The following is a 24,717-nucleotide window of genomic DNA, read 5'->3' on the forward strand; positions in this document are numbered from 1 at the left end:
CGCAGCCGACGGTGATCTCCCGCGACCGGTTGCGGGCGGCGTCGGCGGGCGCGATCGGGTTGCCGTCGGCGCCCAGCACCGCGACCTCGGCCAGGCCCGGCGGCTTGAGCTGATCGAAGCCCAGGGCGTTGCGGTCGATCACGTCTTCCCAGTCGAGCAGGCTGATGCTGACGGTGTCGGTCACCCGCGGTTTGAGCGAAAGCGTTTGCGGCTCGCCCGGTTTCAGCTTCCAGACCTGCGGGCCGTCGCCCAGGTCGACCGCCAGCACCGTCGGGTGCGCCGGCAGCGTCGACCCGCTGGGCGCCACGCGCAGCCCGGTGACCTCGGTGGCCCGCGGCAGGGTGAGGGTCAGCGTCGGCGGGGACTTGTGCTGCACGACCCGCTGCGGCGCGGTCCACGCGGTGGCCGGGTCGCCGTCCGTCGCCGCGAACGCGGACCCGAGGATGTCGACCAGGTCCGAATCGCCTTGGGCCCGAACGGTATTCGGCTCGGCGATCAGGTCGGCCAGCTTGGGCCCCTGCCGTGGCCGCACCCACACCATCGGCGTCACCGATACCGGGTCCGTGACGGTGAGGGTGCGGCTGAAGTTGACCGGCTCCTCCGGAGCCAGTGCCATCGACGCCGCGCAGCGCACACCGCCGGGCGCCGCCGCGCAACCCGGCCTGCCGAGCAGCTCCGATCCCAGGTCCCACGCGGCGACCGCCGCGCCCCGCGGCGGCCCGGGCACCCGCACGGTGTGCCGCAGGCTGACCGGATGGGCGAAGCCGGACGCGTCGTACTGGGTGATCGACAGGTCGGTGATGCCGAACTGCACGCCGGGGGAGCCGTCGTCGGTGCCGGCGGCGGTGATCCGCACCCACGGTGTTTCGCCGTACGGCAGCGCCACCGCGAGCGGCTTGCCGGGCTCGTCGAACCGCAGGGTGGTGCTGCCGTTGGCCGTCTCGACCAGGATGCGGCGGACCTGGGCGCCGACGGCGGTGGCGCTCGGCGTGATGGTGAGGGAGCCATTGGTCACCGGGTGGTCGAAGTCCACCCGCAGCCACTGCCCGACGGCGGCCTGCAGTGCGTTGGACACCCACGCCGTCGCCGAGTCGCCGTCGATCGCCGCGGCGGGGGAGGTCGCCGGCGCGACGTCGGGCATGGCGGTGGAGTCCGACGACGAGCTCGACACGGTGATGCGTCCGCCGTTCCAGGCCCCGAAAACCATGTCCGCGCCCGGGACCGGATAGTCGGGGACGCGGTTGAAGGTGTGCCTCGCGTCGCCGTCCGCCCGGACGGCCGACGAATGCTGGTCGACGCGGCCGTAGTCGGTTTCGCGGGCCACAGGGGTGTCGGTAACAGTCACGAGGGGCGCGGGCAGGCCCGCACCGCGGGCGTCGGCGCCCATCAGCACCGGGCCCAGCGGCGGCTGGCCCAGCAGCCGTCGCCGTTCGTCCAGGCGCAGCAGCACCTCGGGGCCGCCCGCGATCCGGGGCAGCCGGTCGGCGTCGACGAAGTAGGGCGCGCCGGGATCACCGGCAACCGCGACGCGGTAGATCTCGACCGCCGGGAACCGCGGCCGCAGGCCGCCGTCGGTGACGAAGCCCGCCAGTGTGCCGGGCCCGACGGGAGCGCCGAACTGGGCCACCTTCTGCAGCCCCGGCGAGCCATCGACGGCGCGGTGCACCAGGATTGGGCGCGCCGAGCGCGACGTCTCCGGATCCAGGTCGTTGCGCAGCACGACATACGAAATGCCTTGGCGGGCAAGGGTATCGGCAAGGCCAACCGAGGGTTGCCCGGCGGCGAACAGCCGTTGCACCGAATCCAGCGCCCGGATGGTCTGCGGCGGGGTCAAGGGGATGGAGTCACGCACGCCCCACGGGCTGTGGCCGAGCACCTGCAGCGGCTCGTCGTGGGTGGTGCCCCACGACTGGGTGGCGAAGGGCGCCCCGGGAACAACCAGCACGCGCCCGGAAAGCGGTGTCCCAGTGTTGTGTTCGTCCAGCCAGTCGGCGGCCTGGTGCCAGTACGCCGGGATCGCGCCGAACGTGCCCGGCGGGGCGAGCCGGCCGGTCCACGCCAGCGAGGTGCTGACCATCAGCGCCGTCAGGACCACGACCGCCACCGCGGCCCGCTTGTCGCGCTCGGGATGGGCGAACGCGCGCAGCCACGCCGCGCGCGGCGCGCTGCCCGGCAGCGCGACCCGGCCCAGCAGCTGCGCGACGCCCAGCGCCACCGGGATGCGGATCACCGGTCCCAGCTTGTGCACGTTGCGCAGCGGCGCGCCGGCGGCGTCCATGAAGGCCTGCACCTCGTGGGCGAAGGGCGACCCCAGCCCGCCGCTGTAACCGACGGCCATCAAGACCACGCCGACCAGCAGCATGGTCACCAGCCGTCCCCGCGCCGGCATTCCCGCGCTGGCCAGCCCGGCCAGGCCGCCCGCCGCGACCAGACAGGTAGCCAGGACGGCCGCCGACCCGGTCACCAACGGCGCGCCGGCCGTGGCGGTCGGCGCCACGAACGGGGTCCAGCTGTCGGTGCCGCGCAGGATCTCGGTCAGCGACGACCACTGCGTCGTCACGCCGGAGGATTCGATGAAGTCCAGGAACGGCGGGCTGACGTGGCGCAGGCAGACCAGCGCCACCATCCACCACAGCGTGGCCAGGCCAAGCGCCAGTGCCCACCACGCCGTGTAGCGCCACCACAACCGGTTCGGGCGGTGACACGCCCACCAGATCACCGCCGGCAGGCAAGCGGCCAACGTCGCGATGGCGTTGACCGCGCCCATCAGCGCGACCGCCAGCCCGGCCTGCGCGGCCAGCACCCGTACCGACCTGTCGCCGGCGGCCCTTAGCGCCAGGATCGTCGGCAACAACACCCACGGCGCCAGCATCATCGGCAGGGTTTCCGACGAGATCGAGCCGAGCGTGGTCAGCACCCGCGGACTCAGCGCGAACGCCGCCGCGCCGATCACCCGCGACGACGGGCTGCCGATGCCCAGCGCCTCGGCCACCCGCAGCAGCCCCCAAAACCCGACCGCGAGCAGCAACGCCCACCACAGCCGCTGGGTCACCCAGCCCGGCACCCCGAGCGCGTGGCCGACCAGAAAGAAGGTGCCGTGCGGAAACAGGTAGCCGTAGGCCTGGTTCTGCGCCTGGCCGAACGGCAGTTCGCTGTTCCACAGGTTGGTCGCGCGGGCAAGGAAGCGCAGCGGGTTGGCGGTGAGGTCAAGCTTGGTGTCGGGGGAGACCTGCCCGGGCGACTGCGCGAACGTCAGCGCCAGCGCGACGGCACCGACCAACAGCAACCACCGGCGGGAGAGCGGCGCAACTGGGGCCGGTGCCGCGGGCTCGGCACACGTCGCGCCCGTCGCGCGGCTAGCTACGGTTGCCGTACTCGACCCGGTTGAGCACTGACGACTGCGGATCGCCCCCGGGGAGTGGCGGCTTCGTGTCCTGCTGCACCATCAAGGTGATCCCGAAGATCGCGGCCGCGCCCAGCAACAGACCAACCACGACGCTCGCGGCGGCGGGCGCGATGATCCGGTTCATGAAACGGCTCCTGGAGTTTCGGGGACTAGCGCCAACCTAGCAGAACGGCGCACGCCGGCCGGGCCGGCGAGTCAGGGCCACGGCACGCAATGACCATGCCAGCAGCGAGAGCCGTAATTCACCAGATACGGCCCGGCGGGGGTGCGCGGCGCGGTCTGCACCGGCACCGTCTTGTGGTCGTCCATCGCCAGCGTCACGCCGACGGTCGCGGCGGCGCCGAGCGACAACCCCACCGCGATGCTGGCCGCAGCGACCAACGAAAACCCGGCCATCGCCGGTTCCTCCCTGCCAGGCAAATGGGCTGATTGCCAACCTACCGGCGATGCCCCCTGGAGCACGGGACGAAACGCCCGCCGTGACAACATGGCCCGATGCCCTTCCCCCGCATCCTGGCCGTGCTCGTCGCCGCGACCGCCTTGCTGGCCGGCTGTGGCCACCATCCCGCCCGTCCGCCGGCGGCCTCGTCGAGCAAGCCGGCCGCCGCCCCCGCGCCGCCGGTATGCGCCGATCCGACGGCCGTGCCGGCCGCGCTGTCGACCCGCGACAAGCTGGCACAACTGCTGATGGTGGGCGTGCGCAACGCCGACGAAGCCCGAACCGTAGTCAATGACTCCCACGTCGGCGGGATCATCATCGGCGGCTGGACCGACCTCTCGATTTTCAAGGGCGGGCTGGCCGAGGTCGCCCACAGCGCGGGGCCCCTGCCGCTGGCGGTCGGCGTCGACGAAGAAGGTGGCCGGGTGTCGCGGTTGAAGTCGCTGATCGGGGCGGCCCCGTCGGCCCGGCAGCTGGCGCAGACGCAGACGGTCCAGCAAGTACATGACCTCGAAATGGAGCGCGGCAAGAAGATGCGCGACCTGGGCATCACCATCGACTTCGCCCCGGTGGTCGACGTCACCGATGCCCCGGACGGCGTGATCGGTGACCGCTCGTTCGGCGCGGACCCGAACACCGTCACCGCCTACGCCGGGGCCTACGCGCAGGGCCTGCGCGACGCCGGGCTGCTACCGGTGCTCAAGCACTTCCCCGGCCACGGACACGGTTCGGGCGATTCACACAAGGGCGGTGTCGTCACACCGCCGCTGAGCGACCTACAGACCAGCGACCTCGTGCCATATCGGACGCTGGTGGCCCAGCTCCCGGTCGCAGTCATGATCGGTCACCTGCAGGTCCCCGGGCTGACCGGCGACGAACCCGCCAGCCTGAGCCGGGCCGCGGTGCAGTTGCTGCGCGATGGCACCGGCTACGGCGCCCCGCCCTTCAACGGCCCGGTGTTCAGCGACGACCTGTCCAGCATGGCCGCGATCTCCGATCGCTACGGCGTGTCCGAGGCGGTGCTGCGCGCGCTGCAGGCGGGTACCGACGTGGCGCTGTGGGTCAGCATCGAAGAGGTGCCAGCGGTCCTGGACCGGCTGGAAAAGGCCGTGGCCGCCGGCGAACTGCCGATGCCGGCGGTCGACGCGTCGGTGGTGCGGGTGGCGACGATGAAGGGCGCCAATCGAACGTGTGGCCACTAATGCGCCGCATCCTCGTTACCCTGTAGTCAGATTGGCGGCTAGAGAGGCAACAACGATGGCGGGTGGTACCAAGCGGTTACCGCGTGCCGTCCGCGAACAGCAGATGCTTGACGCCGCCGTGCAAATGTTCTCCGTCAACGGTTATCACGAGACGTCGATGGACGCGATCGCCGCCGAGGCGCAGATCTCCAAGCCGATGCTGTACCTGTACTACGGCTCCAAGGAGGACCTGTTCGGCGCCTGCCTGGACCGCGAGCTGGGGCGGTTCGTCGACGCGGTGCGCGCCGACATCAACTTCGCCCAGAGCCCAAAGGACTTGCTGCGCAACGCTATCGGGTCGTTCATGCGTTACATCGACGCCAACCGCGCGTCCTGGATCGTGATGTACACCCAGGCCATCAGCTCGCAGGCGTTCGCGCACACGGTGCGCGAGGGACGCGAGCAGATCATCGAATTGGTGGCCGAGCTGATGCGGGCGGGCAGCCGCACCCCCCGCTCGGACGCCGAGTATCAGATGATGGCGGTGGCGCTGGTCGGCGGCGGCGAGGCGATGGCCAACCGCCTGTCCACCGGCGACATCGGCGTCGACGAGGCGGCCGAGCTGATGTTCGACCTGTTCTGGCACGGTCTGCGCGGCGCGCCGGAGGATCGGGAAGCCGCCTCACAAGCCGGATAAGCCGGACAGCCCCTACATTCGTGGGGTGCACTCGTCGGCTCGCAACCTCGACTTCTTTTGCGCGGTCGTCATCGTCGGGTTGCTGGCCGGGGTCGCCGGGCTGGCGACGACGGAGGTGCTGCGGTTCGTCGAGCACGTCACCTACCACTACAGTTTCGGCACGCTGCTGACCGGGATCACCGGCAGCAGCCCGGTCCGCCGCGCGCTGGGGCCGATGGTCGGCGGGGCGCTGGCGGGCCTTGGTTGGTGGATCCTGCGGCGCCGAAGCCCGGTGCCGCCGCTGGCCCAGACCATCGCCCGCCGCGAGCGGATTCCGCGGCTGGCGTGGAGCGTCGACGCCGTGTTGCAGGTGCTGCTGGTCGGCTCCGGCGCCTCCCTGGGTCGCGAGGGCGCCCCGCGCCAATTCGCCGCTGCCCTTGGCGATTTCGGCACCGCGTGGTTGAAGCGGCTGTCCAGCCACGACCGCCAGGTCTTGCTGGCCTGTGCGGCCGGCGCGGGCCTCGGCGCCGTGTACGCCGTGCCACTGGCCGGCGCGCTGTTCGCGGTGCGGATCATGCTGAACACCTGGCACCCGCGGGCGGTGGGCGCCGCGTGCCTCACGTCCAGCCTCGCCGTCGCGATCTGCTCGGCCGAAACCCACGATCAGCCGATCCTGGCTTGGCCCAGCGCCGAATCGTCGTACCTGCTGACCGCGCACGGGCTGATCCTGGCGCCGGTCGCCCTCGCGGTGGGATTGGCATTCAAGTGGCTGATGGCGGTCGCGCGGCCGGCCCGGGTGATGCGGTCGTGGGTCCTGATTCCGGCGCTGGCGGGCGCCGGCCTGGTGATGGGCATCTGCTCGCACTGGTGGCCGGAGTTGGCCGGCAACGGCCGCAGCATCCTGACCGTGAGCCTTGCCAGCCGCATGACCCTGTCGGGGGCCCTGGTCATCCTGGTGTTGAAACCGCTGCTGACGGCGCTGTTCCTGCGCGCCGGCGGCGCCGGCGGAATGCTCACCCCGTCGCTGGCCACCGGCGCGGCCGCGGGATCGGCCCTGGTGCTGGCGGTCAATTGGGCGGCCGGGACCCATATGCACACCCCGGCCGTCTCACTGGCCGGGGCCGCCGGGGTGCTCGCGGTGACCCAGGGCTCGCCGATCTGGGCGGCGATCTTCGTCTGGGAGCTGGCCCACCCGCCGCTGTGGCTGTTCGGGGTGTTCCTGCTGACCGCCTGCGGCGCATACGGATTGAAGGTGCTTACGGTCGGCCGCAGGACGGGGCGGACGGGCTAGAGGGCGCGGACGCTGCCGGTCAGGTAGGGATATCCCTTCGCGATGTTGCGCAGGGAAAGATCCCAGCCGCCGTCATCGCCCTGGTCGATGTAGAGCCCCGCGGTGCCGGGCAGCACCAGCGGCTTGCCGAACCGCACCGAGTACTGCGCCTCGTCGGGAATTCGGGCCTCGATGTTGGCCAGAACCGCTGCGGCGCTGAACATCCCGTGCGCGATCACGGTCGGGAACCCGAACAGCTTGGCGGCGATCGGGTTGGTGTGGATCGGGTTGTGGTCACCGCCGACGGCGGCGTAGCGACGGATCTGGCCCGGGCTGACGCGCAGCACCGTGCTGGGCGGGGGCAGCTTCGGCTGCTTCTGCGGCGGCGGCTTGGGCTCGTCGGACAGGCTGGTGCGCTGCTGGTGCAGGAAGGTGGTCGCCTGGTGCCACGCGATGTCGTTACCCACGCTGACATCGGTCACCAGGTCCACCAGCAGGCCCTTGCGGTGCTCGCGCAGGTTCTCCGCGTGCACGCGCACGCCGACCGTGTCGGTCACGGCGATGGGGCGGTACTGCGTGATGCGGTTCTCGGTGTGCACCGAACCCATTGCGGCAAAAGGAAAGTCGAAGCCGGTCACCAGCGACATCATCGCGGGAAAGGTCAACGCGAACGGGTAGGTCAGCGGCACGTGGTTGCCATAGCGCAGGCCGGTGACGCCCGCGTACTCGGCCACGTTCGCCTGGTCGATGGGCAGTTCCTCGACGGTCACCGTGCGGCTGGGCAGCTGGTCGGAGCGGGGCAGCAGGGGCAGCGCCCCGGCCGCCGCGCGCAGCATGTTTCGCAAACCGCTTGGCTGGTTCATCATGCCCCCAACATCGCCTGGCCGCAGACGCGAATGACGTTGCCGGTCACCGCGTTTGACGCCGGGCTGGCGAAGTAGGCGATCGTCTCCGCGACGTCGACGGGCTGGCCGCCCTGCAGTAGCGAGTTCATCCGGCGGCCGACCTCACGGGTGGCCAGCGGGATGGCCGCCGTCATCTGGGTTTCGATGAACCCCGGCGCGACGGCGTTGATCGTGATGCCCTTCTCGTAGAGTCCCGGTGCCAGCGCCTGCGTCAGGCCGATCATGCCGGCCTTGGTGGTGGCGTAGTTGGTCTGCCCGCGGTTGCCCGCGATGCCGGCCATCGACGACAGGCCGATCACCCGGCCCCCCTCGCCGATGCTGCCGTTGCCGACCAGGCCCTCTGTGAGCCGTTGCGGGGCAAGCAGATTGACCGCCAGCACGGCGTCCCAGCGCGCCTCGTCCATGTTGACGAGCAGCTTGTCGCGGGTGATGCCGGCGTTGTTGACCAGGACGTCTGCGTGTCCGGCGTAGTGGTCGTTCAGGTGCTCGGTGATCTTTTCGACGGCGTCGTCGGCGGTGACGTCCAGCCACAACGGGGTGCCCCCGACCCGGCTGGCGGTCTCGGCCAAGGCGTCGGCTGCAGACTCCACGTCGATCGCGACGACGCGGGCGCCGTCGCGGGCGAACACCTCGGCGATGCAGGCGCCGATGCCGCGGGCCGCGCCGGTCACGATCGCCACCTTGCCGTCCAGCGGCCGTTCCCAGTCGGCGGGCGGGGTGGAGTCGGCCTCGCCGACGTAGAAGACCTGGCCGTCGACGTAGGCGGACTTGGCGGACAGGAGGAATCGCATCGTGGATTCCAGGCCGGTCGCGGCGGGTTTCGCGTGCGGCGACAGGTACACCAGCTGTGCGGTCGACCCGTTACGCAGTTCCTTGCCCAGCGAGCGGGTGAAGCCCTCCAACGCGCGCTGCGCGATGCGCTCGTCGGTGCCGGCGGCGGCGTCGGGCGTGGTGCCGACGACCACGACGCGCGCGTTGTGGCCCAGGTTGCGCAGCACCGGGGTGAAGAACTCGAAGAGGCCCTTGAGCCCGGCCGGCGCCGTGATGCCGGTGGCGTCGAACACCAGCCCGCCGAACTTGTCGGCCCAGCGGCCGCCCAGGTTGGCGCCCACCACGTCGTAGTCCGAATCCAGGGCGGCACGCAGCGGCTCGACCACCCGGCCCTCGCCGCCGATCAGCAGCGACCCCGCCAGCGGCGGTTCGCCGGGCCGGTACCGGCGCAGCGTCTCGGGCTGCGGAATGCCGAGTTGCTTTGCCAGAAACGATCCGGGGCCGGAGTTGACCACCTGCGAGAACAGATCGGACGAGCCTTTTGGAGCCACTGAGCTGCCTTCCATCTTCAATTCGGGTTCTTCGAGCGCTGCCGTGCCCGTTATCCGCCAACCGTATCGGGACGAACTTACTTCAGAGTAAGGACAGTGGGTACTATGGCGAACAACGGCCGGTTCAAAAGTGATGTACCCGGAGATGCACGGAGAGAAAAGTGGCCCCAGCGAGTTCTAACACCAGGCGACCAGTCGCGGTACTGGGCGGCAATCGCATCCCGTTCGCGCGATCGGACGGCGCATACGCCGAGGCGTCCAACCAGGACATGTTCACCGCGGCCCTGGACGGGCTGGTGGACCGATTCGGGCTGGCCGGCGAGCGGCTCGGCGTCGTCGTCGGCGGCGCCGTGCTCAAGCACAGCCGCGACTTCAACCTGACCCGCGAATGCGTGCTGGGCTCCGAGCTGTCGTCGTACACGCCCGCTTTCGACGTCCAGCAGGCGTGCGGGACGGGGCTGCAGGCCGCGATCGCCGCGGCCGACGGCGTCGCGTCCGGTCGGTACGAGGTGGCCGCGGCCGGCGGGGTGGACACCACCTCCGACCCGCCGATCGGGCTGGGCGACAACCTGCGCCGCCAGCTGCTCAAGCTGCGCAGGTCCAAGTCGAACCTGCAACGGCTCAAGCTGGTGGGCACGCTGCCCGCGACCCTGGGCATCGAGATCCCGGCCAACAGCGAGCCGCGCACCGGGTTGTCGATGGGCGAGCACGCCGCCATCACCGCCAAGCAGATGGGCATCAAGCGCGTCGACCAGGACGCGCTGGCCGTGGCCAGCCACCGCAACATGGCCGCCGCCTACGACCGGGGCTTCTTCGACGACCTCGTGACGCCATTCCTCGGGCTCTACCGCGACGACAATCTGCGGGCCAACGCCAGCACCGAGAAGCTCGCGACGCTGCGTCCCGTCTTCGGGGTGCGCAACGGCGACGCGACGATGACGGCCGGCAACTCCACCCCCCTGACGGACGGCGCGTCGGTCGCGCTGCTGGCCAGCGAGGAGTGGGCGGCCGCCCACTCGTTGACGCCGCTGGCCTACCTGGTGGACGCCGAGACCGCCGCCGTGGACTACGTCAACGGGCGCGACGGGCTGCTGATGGCGCCGACGTACGCGGTGCCCCGCCTGCTGGCCAGAAACGGACTCAGCCTGCAGGACTTCGATTTCTACGAGATCCACGAGGCGTTCGCGTCGGTGGTGCTGGCGCACCTGCAGGCGTGGGAATCCGAGGAGTACTGCAAGGAGCGGCTGGGTCTCGACGCCGCGCTCGGGTCGATCGACCGGTCCAAGCTCAACGTGAACGGGTCGTCGTTGGCCGCCGGCCATCCCTTCGCGGCCACCGGCGGGCGGATCCTGGCGCAGGCCGCCAAGCAGCTGGCCGAGAAGAAAGCCGAGCAGAAAGGCGGCGGCACCCTTCGGGCGCTGATCTCCATCTGCGCGGCCGGCGGCCAGGGCGTGGCCGCGATCCTGGAGGCCTGACCGGCCGCCTCGAGCATCGGGGCGCGAATGAATTCGGTCACACCCGGTTACGAATCCGGGCCCGCGGGTACCCGACCGTCCGGATAGCCCCGTGTTGTGGTCTGACCCCCCGACCCCGACGGCAATACGGGGCGTCCCCTAAATCGACCGCCGGTCTGCGACGGGGGGGCGAAAAGGGCCGCCGCTGGAGTGAGGGGATCCAGCGGCGGTCTTTTTTGCTCGCAAACAAAAACCCCACTTCCTTCCGGAAGCGGGGTTTTTGCTGAGGCAGGGGCCTAGAACGCCGCCTCGTCGAGCTCCATGATGTCGTTGTCCAGCGTCTCGATGACCTCGCGGGTGCCGGCCAGCAGGGGCAGGAAGTTCTTCGCGAAGAACGATGCCACCGCGATCTTGCCCTCGTAGAAGGACCGCTCGGCGCCGCTGGCGCCGGCGTCCAGCGCCGCCACCGCGACCGCGGCCTGACGCTGCAGCAACCAGCCGATGACCAGGTCGCCGACGCTCATCAGGAAGCGCACCGAGCCCAGGCCCACCTTGTAGAGGCTGGTGACGTCCTCCTGCGCGGCCATCAGGTAGCCGGTCAGGGTGGCCGCCATGGCCTGCACGTCGGTCAGCGCCTTGCCGAGCAGCTCGCGCTCGGTCTTGAGCCGGCCGTTGCCGGACTCGCTGTCGACGAACTTCTGGATCTCCCCGGACACGTGGGCCAGCGCCACACCCTTGTCGCGGACGATCTTGCGGAAGAAGAAGTCCTGCGCCTGGATGGCCGTGGTGCCCTCGTAGAGCGAGTCGATCTTGGCGTCACGGATGTACTGCTCGATCGGGTAGTCCTGCAGGAAGCCGGACCCGCCGAAGGTCTGCAGGCTCTCGGTCAGCTTGGCGTACGCCTGCTCCGAGCCCACACCCTTGACCACCGGCAGCATCAGGTCGTTGACCTTCACCGCCAGCTCGGCGTCCACCCCGTGTAGCGCCTCGGCGACCGCCGCGTCCTGGTAGGTCGCGGTGAACAGGTACAGCGCGCGCAGACCCTCGGCGTAGGCCTTCTGGGTCATCAGCGAGCGGCGCACGTCCGGGTGGTGCGTGATCGTCACCCGCGGCGCGGTCTTGTCGGTCATCTGGGTCATGTCGGCGCCCTGCACGCGGGACTTGGCGTACTCCAGCGCGTTCAGGTAGCCGGTCGACAGGGTGGCGATCGCCTTGGTGCCGACCATCATGCGGGCCATCTCGATGACGTCGAACATTTGCGCGATGCCGTTGTGCACCTCGCCAACCAGCCAGCCCTTGGCGGGCACGCCGTGCTGGCCGAGCGACAGCTCGCAGGTCGCCGAGACCTTCAGGCCCATCTTGTGCTCGACGTTGGTGACGAAGGCGCCGTTGCGCTCGCCCGGCTCGCCGGTCTCGAAGTCGAACAGGAACTTGGGCACGATGAACAGCGACAGACCCTTGGTGCCGGGGCCGGCGCCCTCGGGGCGGGCCAGCACCAGGTGCACGATGTTCTCGAACAGGTCACCGGAGTCACCCGAGGTGATGAACCGCTTGACGCCGTCGATGTGCCAGGAGCCGTCCTCCTGCTGCACCGCCTTGGTGCGCCCGGCGCCGACGTCCGAGCCGGCGTCCGGCTCGGTGAGCACCATCGTCGCACCCCAGCCGCGCTCCGCGATCAGCGCGGCCCACTTCTTCTGCTCCTCGGTGCCGAGGTGGTAGATGACGTTGGCGAACCCGGCGCCGCCGGCGTACATCCATACCGCCGGGTTGGCGCCCAGGATGTGCTCGTGCAGCGCCCATACCAGTGCCTTGGGCATCGGCATGCCGCCGAGTGCTTCGTCGACGCCGGCCTTGTCCCAACCCGCCTCCTGGACGGCGCGGACCGACTTCTTGAAGGATTCCGGCAGGGTCACCGAGTGCGTTTCGGGGTCGAAGACCGGCGGGTTGCGGTCGCCCTCGACGAACGACTCCGCGACCGGTCCCTCGGCCAGGCGGCTGATCTCGGACAGCATTTCCTGGGCGGTGTCGACGTCGAGGTCGCTGTATTCGCCTTGGCCTAATGCCTTGTCAACGCCGAAAACCTCGAACAGGTTGAATACCTGGTCACGGACGTTGCTCTTGTAGTGGCTCACTACGTTCCTCCTCGTTGAGAATGCCACTTGTGGTTGGGTACTAGGTCTAAGTTACCCACCAGTAACTGCCCTAAGATATAACCGTTATTGTCGCCGAGGCAAGCGAGTGTGAGCTAAATTCCACCGCCTAACTAACCAACCGGTTGGGAAGTCCCCGTTTTCACGCCCGACCTGCGGAGATGATGTGATCATGACGGACGTGAGGCGCGTCACAGCGCTGCCCGTGGTGGACCTTCGGGCCGCCCCCGGAGCGCTGCGGGAGGGCCTGCGCGACGCCGCCCACGAGATCGGATTCTTCTACCTGGTCGGCCACGACGTGCCCGGGGAGCTCGCCGCCCGGCTGCTCGCCGCGGCGCGCCGGTTGTTCGCGCTCCCCGAGGCCGACAAGGACGCGATCGCCATGGTCCGCAGCCCGCATTTCCGCGGCTACACCCGGCTGGGCGGCGAGCTCACCCGCGGCCGGGTGGACTGGCGCGAGCAGATCGACCTCGGCCCGGAACGCCCCCCGATCGGCGGCCCCGGCAAGCCGGACTACCTGTGGCTGCAGGGCCCGAATCAGTGGCCCGAGGCCGTGCCCGAGTTGCCCGGGATCGTCGGCGAGTGGGACGCCGCGCTTTCCGCGGTGGCCCGCACCTTGCTGCGGCACTGGGCGGCGTCGCTGGGCAGCCCGCCGGACGTGTTCGACGCCGCGTTCGCCGACGCGCCGGCCACGCTGATCAAGATCATCCGCTACCCCGCCCGCGCGGCCAGCCCCCAGGGCGTGGGCGCGCACCGCGACGCCGGGGTGCTCACGCTGCTGCTGGCGGAGCCGGGCAGCCGCGGCCTCCAGGTGCGCCCCGCCCGGGGCGGCGACTGGGTCGACGTGCCGCCGGTGGACGGCGCGTTCATCGTCAACATCGGCGAGCTGCTCGAGGTGGCGACGGGCGGTTACCTGCGGGCCACCGAGCACCGGGTGCACCTGGGCGGCCCTGCCGAGGAGCGCATCTCGGTGCCGTACTTCTTCAACCCGCGACTGGACGCGCAGATCCCGGTGCTGTCGCTGCCCGAGGAATTGCGCGCACTCGCCGCCGCCAACAGGGACGATCCGTCGGACCCGATCTTCTCCGTCTACGGCCGCAACGCGTGGAAGAGCAGACTGCGGGCGCATCCGGATGTGGCTTCGGCGCATGGATATTCGGCAGGTAGGGTCGGGGGCGAGAATTCCGTTCTCGGCGCAAGGGGCGAATGACCGCGGTGAACTCGAACAAGAACCTGACACCGTCCACACTTCGTGAGGCCTTCGGCCACTTTCCGTCCGGCGTGGTGGCCATCGCCGCCGAAGTCGAGGGGATCCGAGAAGGCTTGGCCGCCAGCACCTTCGTCCCCGTCTCGCTCGAGCCGCCGCTGGTGTCGTTCTGCGTGCAGAACACCTCGACGACATGGCCCAAGCTCAAGGGCGTTCCGATGCTGGGCATCAGCGTGCTCGGCGAGGTCCATGACGAGGCCGCCCGCACGCTGGCGGCCAAGACCGGCGACCGGTTCGCCGGTCTGGAGACGGTGTCCTACGACAGCGGCGCGGTCTTCATCAAGGGCACCGGCCTATGGCTGGAGAGCGCGATCGAGCAACTGATCCCGGCGGGGGACCACACCATCGTGGTGCTGCGCGTCAACGAGGTGACGGTCGACGCCGAGGTGGCGCCCATCGTGTTTCACCGCAGCACGTTCCGCCGGCTCGGCGCCTAGCCGCGGCGGAACAGCTTGTTACCCAGCCAGACCACGGGATCGTACTTGCGGTCGGCGACGCGCTCTTTCATCGGGATCAGGGCGTTGTCGGTGATCTTGATGTTCTCCGGGCACACCTCGGTGCAGCACTTGGTGATGTTGCAGTAGCCCAGGCCGTGCTCTTCCTGCGCCTGGTTGCGCCGGTCCAGCGTGTCCAGGGGGTGCATCTCCAGCTCGGCGATGCGCATCAGGTAGCGCGGGCCGGCGAACGCCTTCTTGTTCTCCTCGTGGTCGCGGACCACGTGGCAGACGGTCTGGCACAGGAAGCACTCGATGCACTTGCGGAACTCCTGCGAGCGCTGCACGTCGACCTGCGCCATCCGGTACTCGCCGGGCTGCAGGTCCTTGGGCGGCGCGAAAGACGGTATCTCGCGTGCCTTTTCGTAGTTGAACGAGACGTCGGTGACCAGGTCGCGGATCACCGGGAAGGTGCGCAGCGGCGTGACCGTCACCACCTCGTCCTCGGCGAACGTGGACATCCGGGTCATGCACATCAAGCGGGGGTAGCCGTTGATCTCCGCCGAGCACGACCCGCACTTGCCGGCCTTGCAGTTCCACCGCACCGCGAGGTCGGGCGTCTGCGTCTGCTGCAGGCGGTGGATGATGTCGAGCACCACCTCGCCCTCGTTGACCTCGACCGTGAAGTCCTCCAGCGCGCCGCCCGCCTCGTCGCCGCGCCACACCCGCATCGTCGCGTTGTAGGTCATTAGGCTCTCCGTCCTGGATGCTCGGCCAGCTCATCGTCGGTGTAGTACTTCTCCAGCTCGGAGATCTCGAAGAGCTCCAGCAGATCGGGCCGCATCGGCAGCTGATCCTCGCGCGTGATGCTGATGTCGGGGATCACCTCGTCACCGCCGGCTGCGCGGCAGACCAGCAACACCTTGCGCCAGGACGAGTCCATCGACGGGTGGTCGTCGCGGGTGTGCCCGCCGCGGCTCTCGGTGCGCTCCAGCGCGGCCTTGGCCACGCATTCGCTGACCAGCAGCATGTTGCGCAGGTCGATGGCCAGGTTCCAGCCGGGGTTGTACCGCCGCTGCCCCTCGACGTAAATGTTCTTGAACCGCTCGCGCAGTTTGTCGAGCCGGCCGAGGGCCTCGGAGATCTCGTCCGCCTTGCGGATGATGCCCACCAGGTCGTTCATCGACTGTTGCAGCTCCAGCTGCAAGGTGTACGGGTTCTCGGCCGGGGCGCCGTCGGTCGGTCCCTCGAAGGGGGACAGCGCCCGCTTGGCCGCGGTCTCGACAGCCTCCTCGGCAACCGTCGGGCGGCTGCTCAGCGCCCGCACGTAGTCGGCGGCGCCCAGCCCGGCGCGCCGGCCGAACACCAGCAGGTCAGACAGCGAGTTGCCGCCCAACCGGTTGGAGCCGTGCATGCCGCCGGAGCACTCGCCGGCCGCGAACAGGCCCGGGACGGTCGCCGCGCCGGTGTCGGCGTCGACCTCCACGCCGCCCATCACGTAGTGGCAGGTCGGCCCGACTTCCATTGGCTCCCTGGTGATGTCGACCCCGGCCAGCTCCTTGAACTGGTGGTACATCGACGGCAGCCGTCGCTTGATCTCGTCGGGCGTCAGCCGGGACGCGATGTCGAGGAACACCCCGCCGTGTGGGCTGCCCCGGCCGGCCTTGACCTCGGAGTTGATCGCGCGCGCGACCTCGTCGCGCGGCAGCAGGTCCGGGGTGCGACGGGCCGAGTCGTTGTCCTTGAGCCACTGGTCGGCCTCTTGCGCGGTTTCGGCGTACTGGCCCTTGAACACCGGCGGGATGTAGTCGAACATGAACCGCTTGTCGTCGGAGTTCTTCAGCACCCCGCCGTCGCCGCGAACGCCCTCGGTGACCAGGATCCCCTTCACGCTCGGCGGCCACACCATGCCGGTCGGGTGGAACTGGACGAACTCCATGTTGATGAGCGACGCGCCCGCCCGCAGGGCCAGCGCGTGTCCGTCGCCGGTGTACTCCCAGGAGTTCGAGGTGACCTTGAACGACTTGCCGATCCCGCCGGTGGCCAGCACCACCGCCGGCGCCTCGAACAGGACGAAGTTGCCGCTCTCGCGCCTGTAGCCGAACGCCCCGGCGATGGCGTCACCGTCCTTGATCAGTTCGGTGATGGTGCACTCGGCGAACACCCTGATGCGCGCCTCGTAGTCGCCGAGTTCGGCGTAGTCCTCCTGCTGCAGCGAGACGATCTTCTGCTGCATGGTGCGGATCAGCTCCAGGCCGGTGCGGTCACCGACGTGCGCCAGCCGCGGGTAGGTGTGCCCGCCGAAGTTGCGCTGGCTGATCTTGCCGTCCTTGAGGCGATCGAACAGCGCGCCGTAGGTTTCCAGCTCCCAGACGCGGTCCGGGGCTTCCTTGGCGTGCAGTTCGGCCATGCGCCAGTTGTTGAGGAACTTCCCGCCGCGCATGGTGTCGCCGAAGTGCGTCTTCCAGTTGTCCTTGGGGTTGGTGTTGCCCATGGATGCTGCGCACCCGCCCTCGGCCATCACCGTGTGGGCCTTGCCGAACAGGGACTTGCACACCACCGCGACCTTCAGGCCCCGCTCACGCGCCTCGATGACCGCACGCAATCCCGCGCCGCCGGCGCCGATGACGACTACGTCGTAGGCATGCCGCTCGACCTCAACCATGAAACCTCGCTCAGCTCTCTCTGTAATCGGCGAAATGGCTTGTCAGCCAACAAATCTCAGGTCAGGGATGGTGCCGCTGGCCACCAGCGCGATGTAAAAGTCGGTGAGCATCAGGGTGCCCAGCGTGATCCATGCGAACAGCTTGTGCCGGGTGTTGATGGCGCTGACCTTGGTCCAGATCCAGTACCGCACAGGGTTCTTGGAGAAGTGCTTGAGCCGTCCGCCGGTCACGTGCCGGCACGAGTGGCAGGACAGCGTGTAGATCCACAGCATGATGACGTTGCCGAGCAGGATGAGGTTGCCCAGGCCGAAGCCGAACCCACCGGGCCCGCTGTCGGAATGGAACGCGACGATCGCGTCGTAGCTGTTGATGACCGAGATGATGGCGGCGATGTAGAAGAAGTACCGGTGGGTGTTCTGGACGATCAGCGGGAACCTGGTCTCGCCGGTGTAGTGCACGCGGGGCTCGGCCACCGCGCAGGCGGTGGGCGACTGCCACACCGTGCGGTAGTAGGCGCCCCGGTAGTAGTAACAGGTCAGCCGGAACAGCAGCAGGAACGGCAGCGACAGCGCCGCGTAGGGCAGCCACCAGACGTCGGGCAGGAACTGCGGCCAGATGTCGCCGGCCTCACCGCAGGCCTTGCTGACGCACGGCGAGTAGAACGGCGTCAGGTAGTGGTACTTGGGGACAAAGAAGTAATTCTGCTGGAACGCGCGCGCCGTCGCATAGATGACGAAAGCCGCGAAGCCCAGGTCGATCCGCAACGGCGACATCCACCACCGGTCGGTGCGTAGGGTCCGCTGCGGGATGCGGGCGCGTGTGGGTGAAAAGACACCGGACGCAGGACGGTTCGCCGTGGGTGCGCTCATCTAGTGTTCCTCTTCGAACGGGCTGTCTGTCGAAGGGTACACAGAGCAAACCCCCTGCTTCGCGGGGGGCTTGAAGTTGTCCGAGGTTGTCAGGACCTGTTGTGACCCCCGACACCCTCGTCGTCGACATCGCGCCAGAAATCGGTGTCGTATTGGGTGTCGGGAATGACGATCTTCTCGGCGGACTGCTGCACGGTGGCGCGGTCCAGGTCCAACTCGGAGACATCCGTGTCGAGGAGCTCGACGTCGGACAGGATTCGATCGGCGTCCAGGACGATGCGGCGCATCGCCGGGCTGTCGCCGTACCGGGCCCGCAATGAGGTCACGCACCGCCGCAGGCCACCGATGAGGTCGTGCAGTTCGGCGAGTTCGGTCGTGGTGCTCAACGGATCTCCTACGTACTTTCCAGGGGACAGACGGTGTTGCGGATCACAGTACGCCCTCGATAGTAGCGACCGTCTCGGCCTAATGCCGGACACCATGACGGGCCAGACGACCGCCGAGCGGTCGACGTGCTGCCGGCTGGACGGCGAGAAGACGCAAAAGCCCCCGACACACCTTGCGCGCGTGGGCTTTTGCGTCTGGTCGCGGAATTACTTCGTGATCGCGATGCGCCGCGGCTGGGTTCCCGCGTAAGCGCCGGCGACCCGCACGGTCAGCACGCCGTCGTCGTACGAGGCGGTGATGGCCTCGCCGGTGACGTGCGTGGGCAGCTGGAACGACCGGCGGAAGGACCCGTAACGGATCTCGCGCAGGGTGCGGCCGTGCTGCTCCTCCGCATGCTCGTCGCGGTGTTCGCCATGAACGACCAGGCGGCCGTTCTCGACCTCTACGTTGACATCCTTCTCGACGTCAACACCCGGCAGTTCCAGGCGGACTACCGCGTCGTCGCCATCCTTGACGACCTCGGCGGCCGGGGTGAAACCGCTGCTCACCGGCTTGAACCAGTCCGTCGCCGCGGCGGGACCGAAGAAGTCGCGCAACCAGCGGTCGGTGTCCCAGGCCGGTCGCGACCACAATGCGAGGTTGCTCATGGGGATCTCCTTATGCTTCATTGTGAGTTTGCTGTGACCGGCGCCTTGCCGGCCGGCTATTTCTACAAACATGAGTCGACCACGCTAAAGTTCCACTCGGGCGTTCGCCGCCAGCGAACAGCTTCACAGCCGTCGTTGTGAGGTGTGAGCGCGCCGTCATGTGGGTGTCACATTGGGCGATTCCAAGTTAATTTCCCGCCCCTACCCTCGTGGCATGGCCCAATCCGAAAACTGGTGCGCGGACAGTGCTGCGCGTCACGTCATTGTGGTCGGGCACGGCATGGTCGGCCACCGGCTGGTCGAGGCGCTCCGAGCTCGCGACACCGAAGGGTGTTGGAGGATCACGGTTTTGGCGGAGGAGGCCGACGCGGCCTATGACCGTGTCGGCTTGACCTCCTACACGGAGAGCTGGGACCGCCAACTGCTGGCGCTGCCGGGCAACGACTACGCCGGCGACGACCGGGTCCGGCTGCTGCTGAACGCCCGAGTCACCGAAATCGACCGCGACACAAAGACCGTCGTGACCGCCGATGGTCACCGGCACGGCTACGACGCCCTGGTGCTGGCGACCGGGTCCTACGCCTTCGTCCCGCCGGTGCCCGGCCATGACCTGCCGCAATGCCACGTCTACCGAACGCTCGACGACCTCGACGCCATCCGCGCCGACGCTCAGCGCACGCTGCAGGCCGGGCACGCGACCGCCGGGGTCGTCATCGGCGGCGGCCTGCTGGGGCTGGAGGCCGCTAATGCGCTGCGCCAGTTCGGGTTGCAGACCCACGTCGTCGAGATGATGCCGCGGTTGATGGCCCAGCAGATCGACGAGGCCGGCGGCGCGCTGCTGGCCCGCATGGTCACCGAACTCGGCATCGCCGTGCACGTGGGGACGGGCACGGAGTCGATCGAGGCCGTCGCGCATCCGGACGGCTCGACGTCGGCACGGGTGTGCCTGACCGATGGCGAACTGATCGATGCCGGCGTGGTGATCTTCGCGGCCGGCATCCGGCCGCGCGACGAGCTGGCGGCGGCCGCCGGGCTGGAGCGTGCCGAGCGGGGTGGCGTGCTCACCGATTTGTCTTGCCGGACAAGCGATCCCGACATCTACGCCATCGGCGAGGTCGCGGCGATCGGGGGCCGGTGCTACGGCCTGGTCGGGCCCGGCTACACCTCCGCCGAAGTGGTGGCGGACCGGCTGCTGGGCGGCGCCGCGGAGTTCGGCGAAGCGGACATGTCGACGAAACTCAAGCTGCTCGGCGTCGACGTCGCCAGCTTCGGCGACGCGATGGGGGCGACCGAGAACTGCCTCGAGGTCGCCATCAACGACGCGGTCAACCGGACCTACGCCAAGCTGGTGCTCTCCGACGACGCCAAGACCCTGCTCGGCGGGGTCCTGGTGGGCGATGCCTCGACGTACGGGGTGCTGCGGCCGATGGTCGGCAGCCAGTTGCCGGGCGATCCGCTGGCGCTGATCGCGCCGGCCACCGCCGACGGCGCGACGGGCCTGGGCGTTGGGGCGCTGCCGGACTCGGCGCAGATCTGCTCGTGCAACAACGTCACCAAGGGTGACCTGAAGGGCGCGATCGCCGGCGGGTGCGCCGACGTGCCCGCGCTCAAGTCGTGCACGGCGGCGGGCACCTCGTGCGGGTCGTGTGTGCCGCTGCTGAAGCAACTGCTCGAAGCCGAGGGCGTGGAACAGTCCAAGGCGCTGTGTGAGCACTTCAGCCAGTCGCGGGCGGAGCTTTTCGAGATCATCACCGCCACCGAAATCCGGACGTTCTCGGGCCTGCTGGAGCGCTTCGGCCGCGGAAAGGGTTGCGACATCTGCAAACCGGTAGTCGCCTCGATCCTGGCGTCCACCGGCTCGGAGCACATCCTGGAGGGCGAGCAGGCCTCGCTGCAGGATTCCAACGACCACTTCCTGGCCAACATTCAAAAGAACGGCAGCTACTCGGTGGTCCCGCGGGTCCCCGGCGGTGACATCAAGCCGGAGCACCTGATCCTGATCGGGCAGATCGCGCAGGACTTCGGGCTTTACACCAAGATCACCGGCGGGCAGCGGATCGACCTGTTCGGCGCTCGCGTGGACCAGTTGCCGCAGATCTGGAAGCGGCTGGTCGACGGCGGCATGGAGTCCGGGCACGCCTACGGCAAGGCGCTGCGCACCGTGAAGAGCTGCGTGGGCAGCGACTGGTGCCGCTACGGCCAGCAGGATTCGGTGCAACTGGCCATCGATCTGGAGCTGCGCTATCGCGGGCTGCGCGCGCCGCACAAGATCAAGCTCGGCGTCTCCGGCTGCGCGCGCGAGTGCGCCGAGGCCCGCAGCAAGGACGTCGGGGTCATCGCCACCGAAAAGGGGTGGAACCTCTACGTCGGCGGCAATGGCGGCATGACGCCCAAGCACGCTCAGCTGCTGGCCAGCGATTTGGACACCGAGACGCTGGTCCGCTACATCGACCGGTTCCTCATGTACTACATCCGGACGGCCGATCGGCTGCAGCGCACCGCGCCGTGGGTCGAATCGCTGGACGGCGGCCTGGATCACGTGCGCGAGGTCGTGTGCGACGACTCCCTGGGCCTGGCCGAGGAATTCGAGGCCGCAATGGAGCGGCATGTGCAGAACTACAAGTGCGAATGGAAGGGCGTGCTGGAGGACCCGGACAAGCTGTCGCGGTTTGTATCCTTCGTCAACGCCCCCGACGCCGTCGACTCGACGGTGACGTTCACCGAGCGTGCCGGGCGCAAAGTCCCTGTGCCCATTGGCATGCCGCGGGTTCGGTCGTAATCAAGGAGACACGATGACACTTCTCAACGACGCTCAAGACATTCAGGTGTGGACGACCGCCTGCGCGTACGACCAACTGATTCCCGGTCGTGGGGTCGGGGTTCTCCTCGACGACGGCTCGCAGGCGGCGCTGTTCCGGCTGGACGATGGGTCGGTGCACGCGCTCGGAAACGTCGACCCGTTCTCCGGCGCGGCGGTGCTTTCGCGCGGCATCGTCGGCGACCGCGGCGGCCGTGCCACCGTCCAATCCCCCATCCTCAAGCAGGCATTCGCGCTCGAGGACGGCACGTGCCTCGACGATCCCCGCGTGTCGGTGCCGGTTTACCCGGCGCGGGTCACGCCCGAGGGTCACATCCAGATTGGGCGGATCGTCACTTAGCCGATCGCGCTAGCCGATATCGCCCACCAGGTAGCGCTGCATCGTCGGGCCGATCGCGTCGACGAGCGCCTCCACCGACATCGAGTGCAGCGGTTCGGAGCGCACCCCGTAGCGCATGATGCCGAGACCCACCAACTGAGAGGCGCACAGGGACGCCCGCACCGCGACCTTGTCGGCCCCCAGGACCTTCAGCAGCGGGCCGAAGACCGGGCCGATGAACATGCCCTGCACGATCTCGGCGGTCTTGGCCAGTCCGGTGGACGCGACCGCGCTGGCCGCGAAGGGGCCGCCGCCGGCCGCGTCCCAGGTGGTGATCAGCATGTACAACGTCCGGCGGCCCGCCTGGTTGACACCGCCGGTGACGATCCGGTCGATGAACTCCGGTGTGCCGAAGGGCAACCGCAGCATCTTTGCCACCGGGTCGAGCAGCCCACGCGATGGCTCTTCGCGACGCGGCATGGTGCCAGGATCGTCGGTATGCGAGCAAAGATCAAGCGTGACGCGAAAGCACATGCGGCGCTTGGGTTCGCCGCCCCGGAAGTCCGGGCGCCGCGCGGCGGAAGCGGTTCGCGATCAGGCGCGCCAGGCCGGGATGGGTGCCGAGCGGTTGGGTGACCACGTCGGCGCCGCTGGCCCGCAGGCGCTGTTGGAACAGTCCGTCGGCCAGTAGGTAGGAGGCGACGACGACACGACTCGCGCCGCCGCGGCGGGCGGCGGCGACCGCGTCGGCCACGGACGGACCGCCGGTGGCCGCGAATCCCAGCCGCACCCGCGATCCCACCAGCGCGGACAACGTGGTCGCGGTCACGTATAGGTCGGCTCGCGCCCTTTCGTCGGTGGTGCCGGCCGCCGCGAGGATCACCGAATCACCCAGGCGCCAACCCGATTCCGCAAGCTGGTCGGCGACTATCCGCGCGATATCCCCACTCGGGCCGAGCGCGGGCGCGACGGTGACGTTCGGGTGCCCGCTGGCCGCCACGTGGGCGGGCACGTCGGTGCGCACGTGATATCCGCGCGACAAGAAGGCCGGGACCACGACGGCTGGGCGGCCCGTGGCCGCCGCCCGCGACAGCACCTCGCCGGGCGTCGGGCCCAACACGTCGACGAACGCGACCTGCACCCGGCGGTCGAGCAGTGCGCTCACCCGCGCTGCGAGGTCTCCGATCATCGCGACGCCGCCCGGTCTGCGGGTGCCGTGCGCGGCCAGGATCAGCTCCATTCGGCGCCGCCCGGCGGGTCGATGGCAAGCCGGTAGCCTCGCTTGACGACCGTTGCGATGATGTTCTTGTCGCCCAACGCCGTTCGCAGCCGGAGCACGGCCGTGTCGACCGCGTGGGGATCGTTGCTGCTGCCGGGCAGCACGCGCAACAGCTCGGAACGTGCGACGACGTCGCCGGGCCGTTGCGCCAGCGCGCGCAGCACCGACATCCCCGACGGCGACAGCAGCTTGATGTCGCCGTCCACTAGCACGCACGTTCCGCGGATGTCGATCGTGTGGCCGGCCACCTGTACCGTGGACGACCCCAGCAGCGGCAGCTCCTCGGCGATGTGGCGGGCCAAGGCGCCCAACCGCATTCGCGCGGGCGAGGAGGTGGGGACGCCTTTGCGGATCAGCGGTTTGGAAGTCACCGGGCCGACGCACATCGCGTGCACGTCGGTGCGCAGGGCGTCGAGCACCTGGTCCTCGACGGCCAGGTCGCGACTGCGTTCCAGCACCGCCGCCGCCGCGGGCGCCGACGTGAAGGTGACCGCGTCGAACTGCCGTCGCGCGATTCCGGTCACCAGCAAATCGAAATCGCCGCCCAACGGTGTCGACTTCCACCGGTACACCCGGATGGGGACCACCTCCGCGCCCGCGAAGCGCAGGCCGCCGATGAACTCGGGGAACGGGTCCCAGGCGTCGGCGGCGCCGTGCAGCTGGATGGCAATGCGCAGCCCGGACACGCCCGACTCGAGCAGATACTCGAGCACCTCTTGTGAGGATTCGGACTCAGGAGACCACTCCTCGTGCAGCCCGGCGGCGCGCACCGCGCCCGTGCCTTTGGGCCCCCGCGAAACGATCCGGGTCTTCGACAACGACGCGATCAGCTGGTTGGCCAGCCCCCATCCCTCGGCGGCGGCCAGCCAGCCGCGGAAGCCGATGCCGGTGTGCACCACCAGGATGTCGGGCGGTTGCGCGATCAAAGCTTCAGTGTGGCTTTGTAATTCGTCGTCTTCGGGAAGCGCGATCATGTTGATCGCGGGCGCGCTGCAGACCTCCGCGCCCTGCCTGCTCAGCAGTGCGCAGAGTTCCTCCGCGCGCCGGGATGATGTAACCGCGACCCGGTAGCCGGCCAGCGGCGTGGACCTCGGCTGAGCCATAAGACCTGTGTATGCCTGCGACGTTTCCGCTGCGTTACCACGTAATTGCTGCAGCATTGCCCTTGTTGCGCCAGTCATCACACCCGCGCGTGATCTGCAACGGGGACAGTTTCCGGCGCGCTGGG

22 protein-coding genes are annotated in these 24,717 nt (G+C 69.2%); 8 read left to right on the top strand and 14 right to left on the bottom strand.

Going from position 1 to position 24,717, the window contains the following annotated elements; translation table 11 throughout:
• The 3 genes from A5706_RS12625 to A5706_RS12635 all read right to left on the bottom strand — a co-directional run.
• A partial coding sequence (locus A5706_RS12625) for an alpha-(1->3)-arabinofuranosyltransferase (protein ID WP_068130974.1) occupies nucleotides 1–3,286 on the bottom strand: 3,286 nt, incomplete at its 3' end.
• Between the two features lie 70 nt (nucleotides 3,287–3,356).
• Entirely contained in the window at nucleotides 3,357–3,530 is a 174-nt protein-coding gene (locus tag A5706_RS12630) for a DUF2613 domain-containing protein (RefSeq protein ID WP_065443914.1), read from the bottom strand.
• A 71-nt stretch (nucleotides 3,531–3,601) separates the two neighbouring features.
• The gene (locus A5706_RS12635; RefSeq protein WP_068130977.1) at nucleotides 3,602–3,802 is read right to left on the bottom strand and encodes a DUF2613 family protein; all 201 of its coding nucleotides are present in this window, start codon (nucleotides 3,800–3,802) and stop codon (nucleotides 3,602–3,604) included.
• Between the two features lie 99 nt (nucleotides 3,803–3,901).
• Here A5706_RS12635 and A5706_RS12640 point away from each other — a divergent pair, with 99 nt between their 5' ends.
• Genes A5706_RS12640 through A5706_RS12650 form a run of 3 tightly spaced genes read left to right on the top strand, consistent with a single transcriptional unit; the run spans nucleotide 3,902 to nucleotide 6,993 of the window.
• Entirely contained in the window at nucleotides 3,902–5,047 is a 1,146-nt protein-coding gene (locus A5706_RS12640; RefSeq protein ID WP_068130980.1) for a glycoside hydrolase family 3 N-terminal domain-containing protein, read from the top strand.
• A 55-nt stretch (nucleotides 5,048–5,102) separates the two neighbouring features.
• Nucleotides 5,103–5,723, top strand: a complete 621-nt coding sequence (locus A5706_RS12645) for a TetR/AcrR family transcriptional regulator (RefSeq protein WP_068130983.1) — start codon at nucleotides 5,103–5,105, stop codon at nucleotides 5,721–5,723.
• Nucleotides 5,724–5,748: 25 nt separating this feature from the next.
• Nucleotides 5,749–6,993 (top strand): chloride channel protein, encoded by a 1,245-nt coding sequence (locus A5706_RS12650; protein WP_231985238.1) that lies wholly within the window; start codon nucleotides 5,749–5,751, stop codon nucleotides 6,991–6,993.
• Here A5706_RS12650 and A5706_RS12655 read toward each other — a convergent pair.
• A complete protein-coding gene (locus A5706_RS12655) occupies nucleotides 6,990–7,835 on the bottom strand; it encodes a MaoC/PaaZ C-terminal domain-containing protein (protein ID WP_068130990.1) in 846 nt (281 codons plus the stop codon). The genes A5706_RS12650 and A5706_RS12655 overlap by 4 nt on opposite strands.
• Entirely contained in the window at nucleotides 7,835–9,199 is a 1,365-nt protein-coding gene (locus A5706_RS12660; protein ID WP_068130993.1) for a 3-oxoacyl-ACP reductase, read from the bottom strand. Before A5706_RS12660 ends, A5706_RS12655 begins: the two co-directional genes overlap by 1 nt.
• A 161-nt stretch (nucleotides 9,200–9,360) precedes the next feature.
• On the opposite strand from A5706_RS12660, the gene A5706_RS12665 reads away from it, so the two are divergent.
• Nucleotides 9,361–10,674: an acetyl-CoA C-acetyltransferase gene (locus A5706_RS12665; RefSeq protein ID WP_068130997.1), complete on the top strand. Its 1,314-nt coding sequence runs from the start codon at nucleotides 9,361–9,363 to the stop codon at nucleotides 10,672–10,674.
• A gap of 275 nt (nucleotides 10,675–10,949) precedes the next feature.
• On the opposite strand, the gene A5706_RS12670 is transcribed toward A5706_RS12665, so the two are convergent.
• Entirely contained in the window at nucleotides 10,950–12,785 is a 1,836-nt protein-coding gene (locus tag A5706_RS12670; RefSeq protein WP_068130999.1) for an acyl-CoA dehydrogenase, read from the bottom strand.
• Nucleotides 12,786–12,975: 190 nt separating this feature from the next.
• Between A5706_RS12670 and A5706_RS12675 the strand changes: the two genes are divergently transcribed.
• Both A5706_RS12675 and A5706_RS12680 read left to right on the top strand, forming a co-directional pair.
• On the top strand, nucleotides 12,976–14,013 hold the full coding sequence (locus A5706_RS12675) for an isopenicillin N synthase family oxygenase (protein ID WP_068131019.1): 1,038 nt from the start codon (nucleotides 12,976–12,978) through the stop codon (nucleotides 14,011–14,013).
• 5 nt (nucleotides 14,014–14,018) lie between these two features.
• Nucleotides 14,019–14,507, top strand: a complete 489-nt coding sequence (locus A5706_RS12680; RefSeq protein WP_068131021.1) for a flavin reductase family protein — start codon at nucleotides 14,019–14,021, stop codon at nucleotides 14,505–14,507.
• Here A5706_RS12680 and A5706_RS12685 read toward each other — a convergent pair.
• The 5 genes from A5706_RS12685 to A5706_RS12705 all read right to left on the bottom strand — a co-directional run bounded on the left by A5706_RS12685 (nucleotide 14,504) and on the right by A5706_RS12705 (nucleotide 19,073).
• Complete coding sequence (locus A5706_RS12685) at nucleotides 14,504–15,253, bottom strand: succinate dehydrogenase/fumarate reductase iron-sulfur subunit (protein WP_068109427.1); 750 nt, start codon at nucleotides 15,251–15,253, stop codon at nucleotides 14,504–14,506. The two genes, A5706_RS12680 and A5706_RS12685, sit on opposite strands and share 4 nt — an antisense overlap.
• Nucleotides 15,253–17,169, bottom strand: coding sequence for a fumarate reductase/succinate dehydrogenase flavoprotein subunit (locus A5706_RS12690; protein ID WP_068131001.1), 1,917 nt, complete (start codon nucleotides 17,167–17,169; stop codon nucleotides 15,253–15,255). The genes A5706_RS12685 and A5706_RS12690 overlap by 1 nt, the downstream gene beginning before the upstream one ends.
• A gap of 42 nt (nucleotides 17,170–17,211) precedes the next feature.
• Nucleotides 17,212–18,039 carry a hypothetical protein gene (locus A5706_RS12695; RefSeq protein WP_068131004.1) on the bottom strand — a complete coding sequence of 276 codons (828 nt, stop codon included), beginning with the start codon at nucleotides 18,037–18,039 and terminating at the stop codon, nucleotides 17,212–17,214.
• An 89-nt stretch (nucleotides 18,040–18,128) separates the two neighbouring features.
• A complete protein-coding gene (locus tag A5706_RS12700; protein ID WP_068131007.1) occupies nucleotides 18,129–18,425 on the bottom strand; it encodes a hypothetical protein in 297 nt (98 codons plus the stop codon).
• A 207-nt stretch (nucleotides 18,426–18,632) separates the two neighbouring features.
• A complete protein-coding gene (locus tag A5706_RS12705) occupies nucleotides 18,633–19,073 on the bottom strand; it encodes an Hsp20/alpha crystallin family protein (protein WP_068131024.1) in 441 nt (146 codons plus the stop codon).
• A 214-nt stretch (nucleotides 19,074–19,287) separates the two neighbouring features.
• On the opposite strand from A5706_RS12705, the gene nirB reads away from it, so the two are divergent.
• Nucleotides 19,288–21,852, top strand: coding sequence for a nitrite reductase large subunit NirB (gene nirB, locus A5706_RS12710; RefSeq protein ID WP_082964334.1), 2,565 nt, complete (start codon nucleotides 19,288–19,290; stop codon nucleotides 21,850–21,852).
• A 13-nt stretch (nucleotides 21,853–21,865) separates the two neighbouring features.
• The gene (nirD, locus tag A5706_RS12715) at nucleotides 21,866–22,231 is read left to right on the top strand and encodes a nitrite reductase small subunit NirD (protein WP_068131009.1); all 366 of its coding nucleotides are present in this window, start codon (nucleotides 21,866–21,868) and stop codon (nucleotides 22,229–22,231) included.
• Between the two features lie 9 nt (nucleotides 22,232–22,240).
• Here the strand turns inward: nirD and A5706_RS12720 are convergent, their stop codons facing one another.
• From A5706_RS12720 to A5706_RS12730, 3 genes are read right to left on the bottom strand one after another with little or no spacing between them, the layout of a single operon-like run.
• Nucleotides 22,241–22,690 (bottom strand): hypothetical protein, encoded by a 450-nt coding sequence (locus A5706_RS12720; RefSeq protein WP_068131012.1) that lies wholly within the window; start codon nucleotides 22,688–22,690, stop codon nucleotides 22,241–22,243.
• A 31-nt stretch (nucleotides 22,691–22,721) separates the two neighbouring features.
• Nucleotides 22,722–23,450: a sirohydrochlorin chelatase gene (locus A5706_RS12725; protein ID WP_068131015.1), complete on the bottom strand. Its 729-nt coding sequence runs from the start codon at nucleotides 23,448–23,450 to the stop codon at nucleotides 22,722–22,724.
• Nucleotides 23,441–24,592 carry a uroporphyrinogen-III synthase gene (locus tag A5706_RS12730; RefSeq protein ID WP_068131017.1) on the bottom strand — a complete coding sequence of 384 codons (1,152 nt, stop codon included), beginning with the start codon at nucleotides 24,590–24,592 and terminating at the stop codon, nucleotides 23,441–23,443. Before A5706_RS12730 ends, A5706_RS12725 begins: the two co-directional genes overlap by 10 nt.
• Nucleotides 24,593–24,717 lie beyond the last annotated feature (125 nt).

Origin of the sequence: Mycobacterium sp. E796 (genome assembly GCF_001672815.1) — a bacterium.
Taxonomy (GTDB): Bacteria; Actinomycetota; Actinomycetes; order Mycobacteriales; family Mycobacteriaceae; genus Mycobacterium.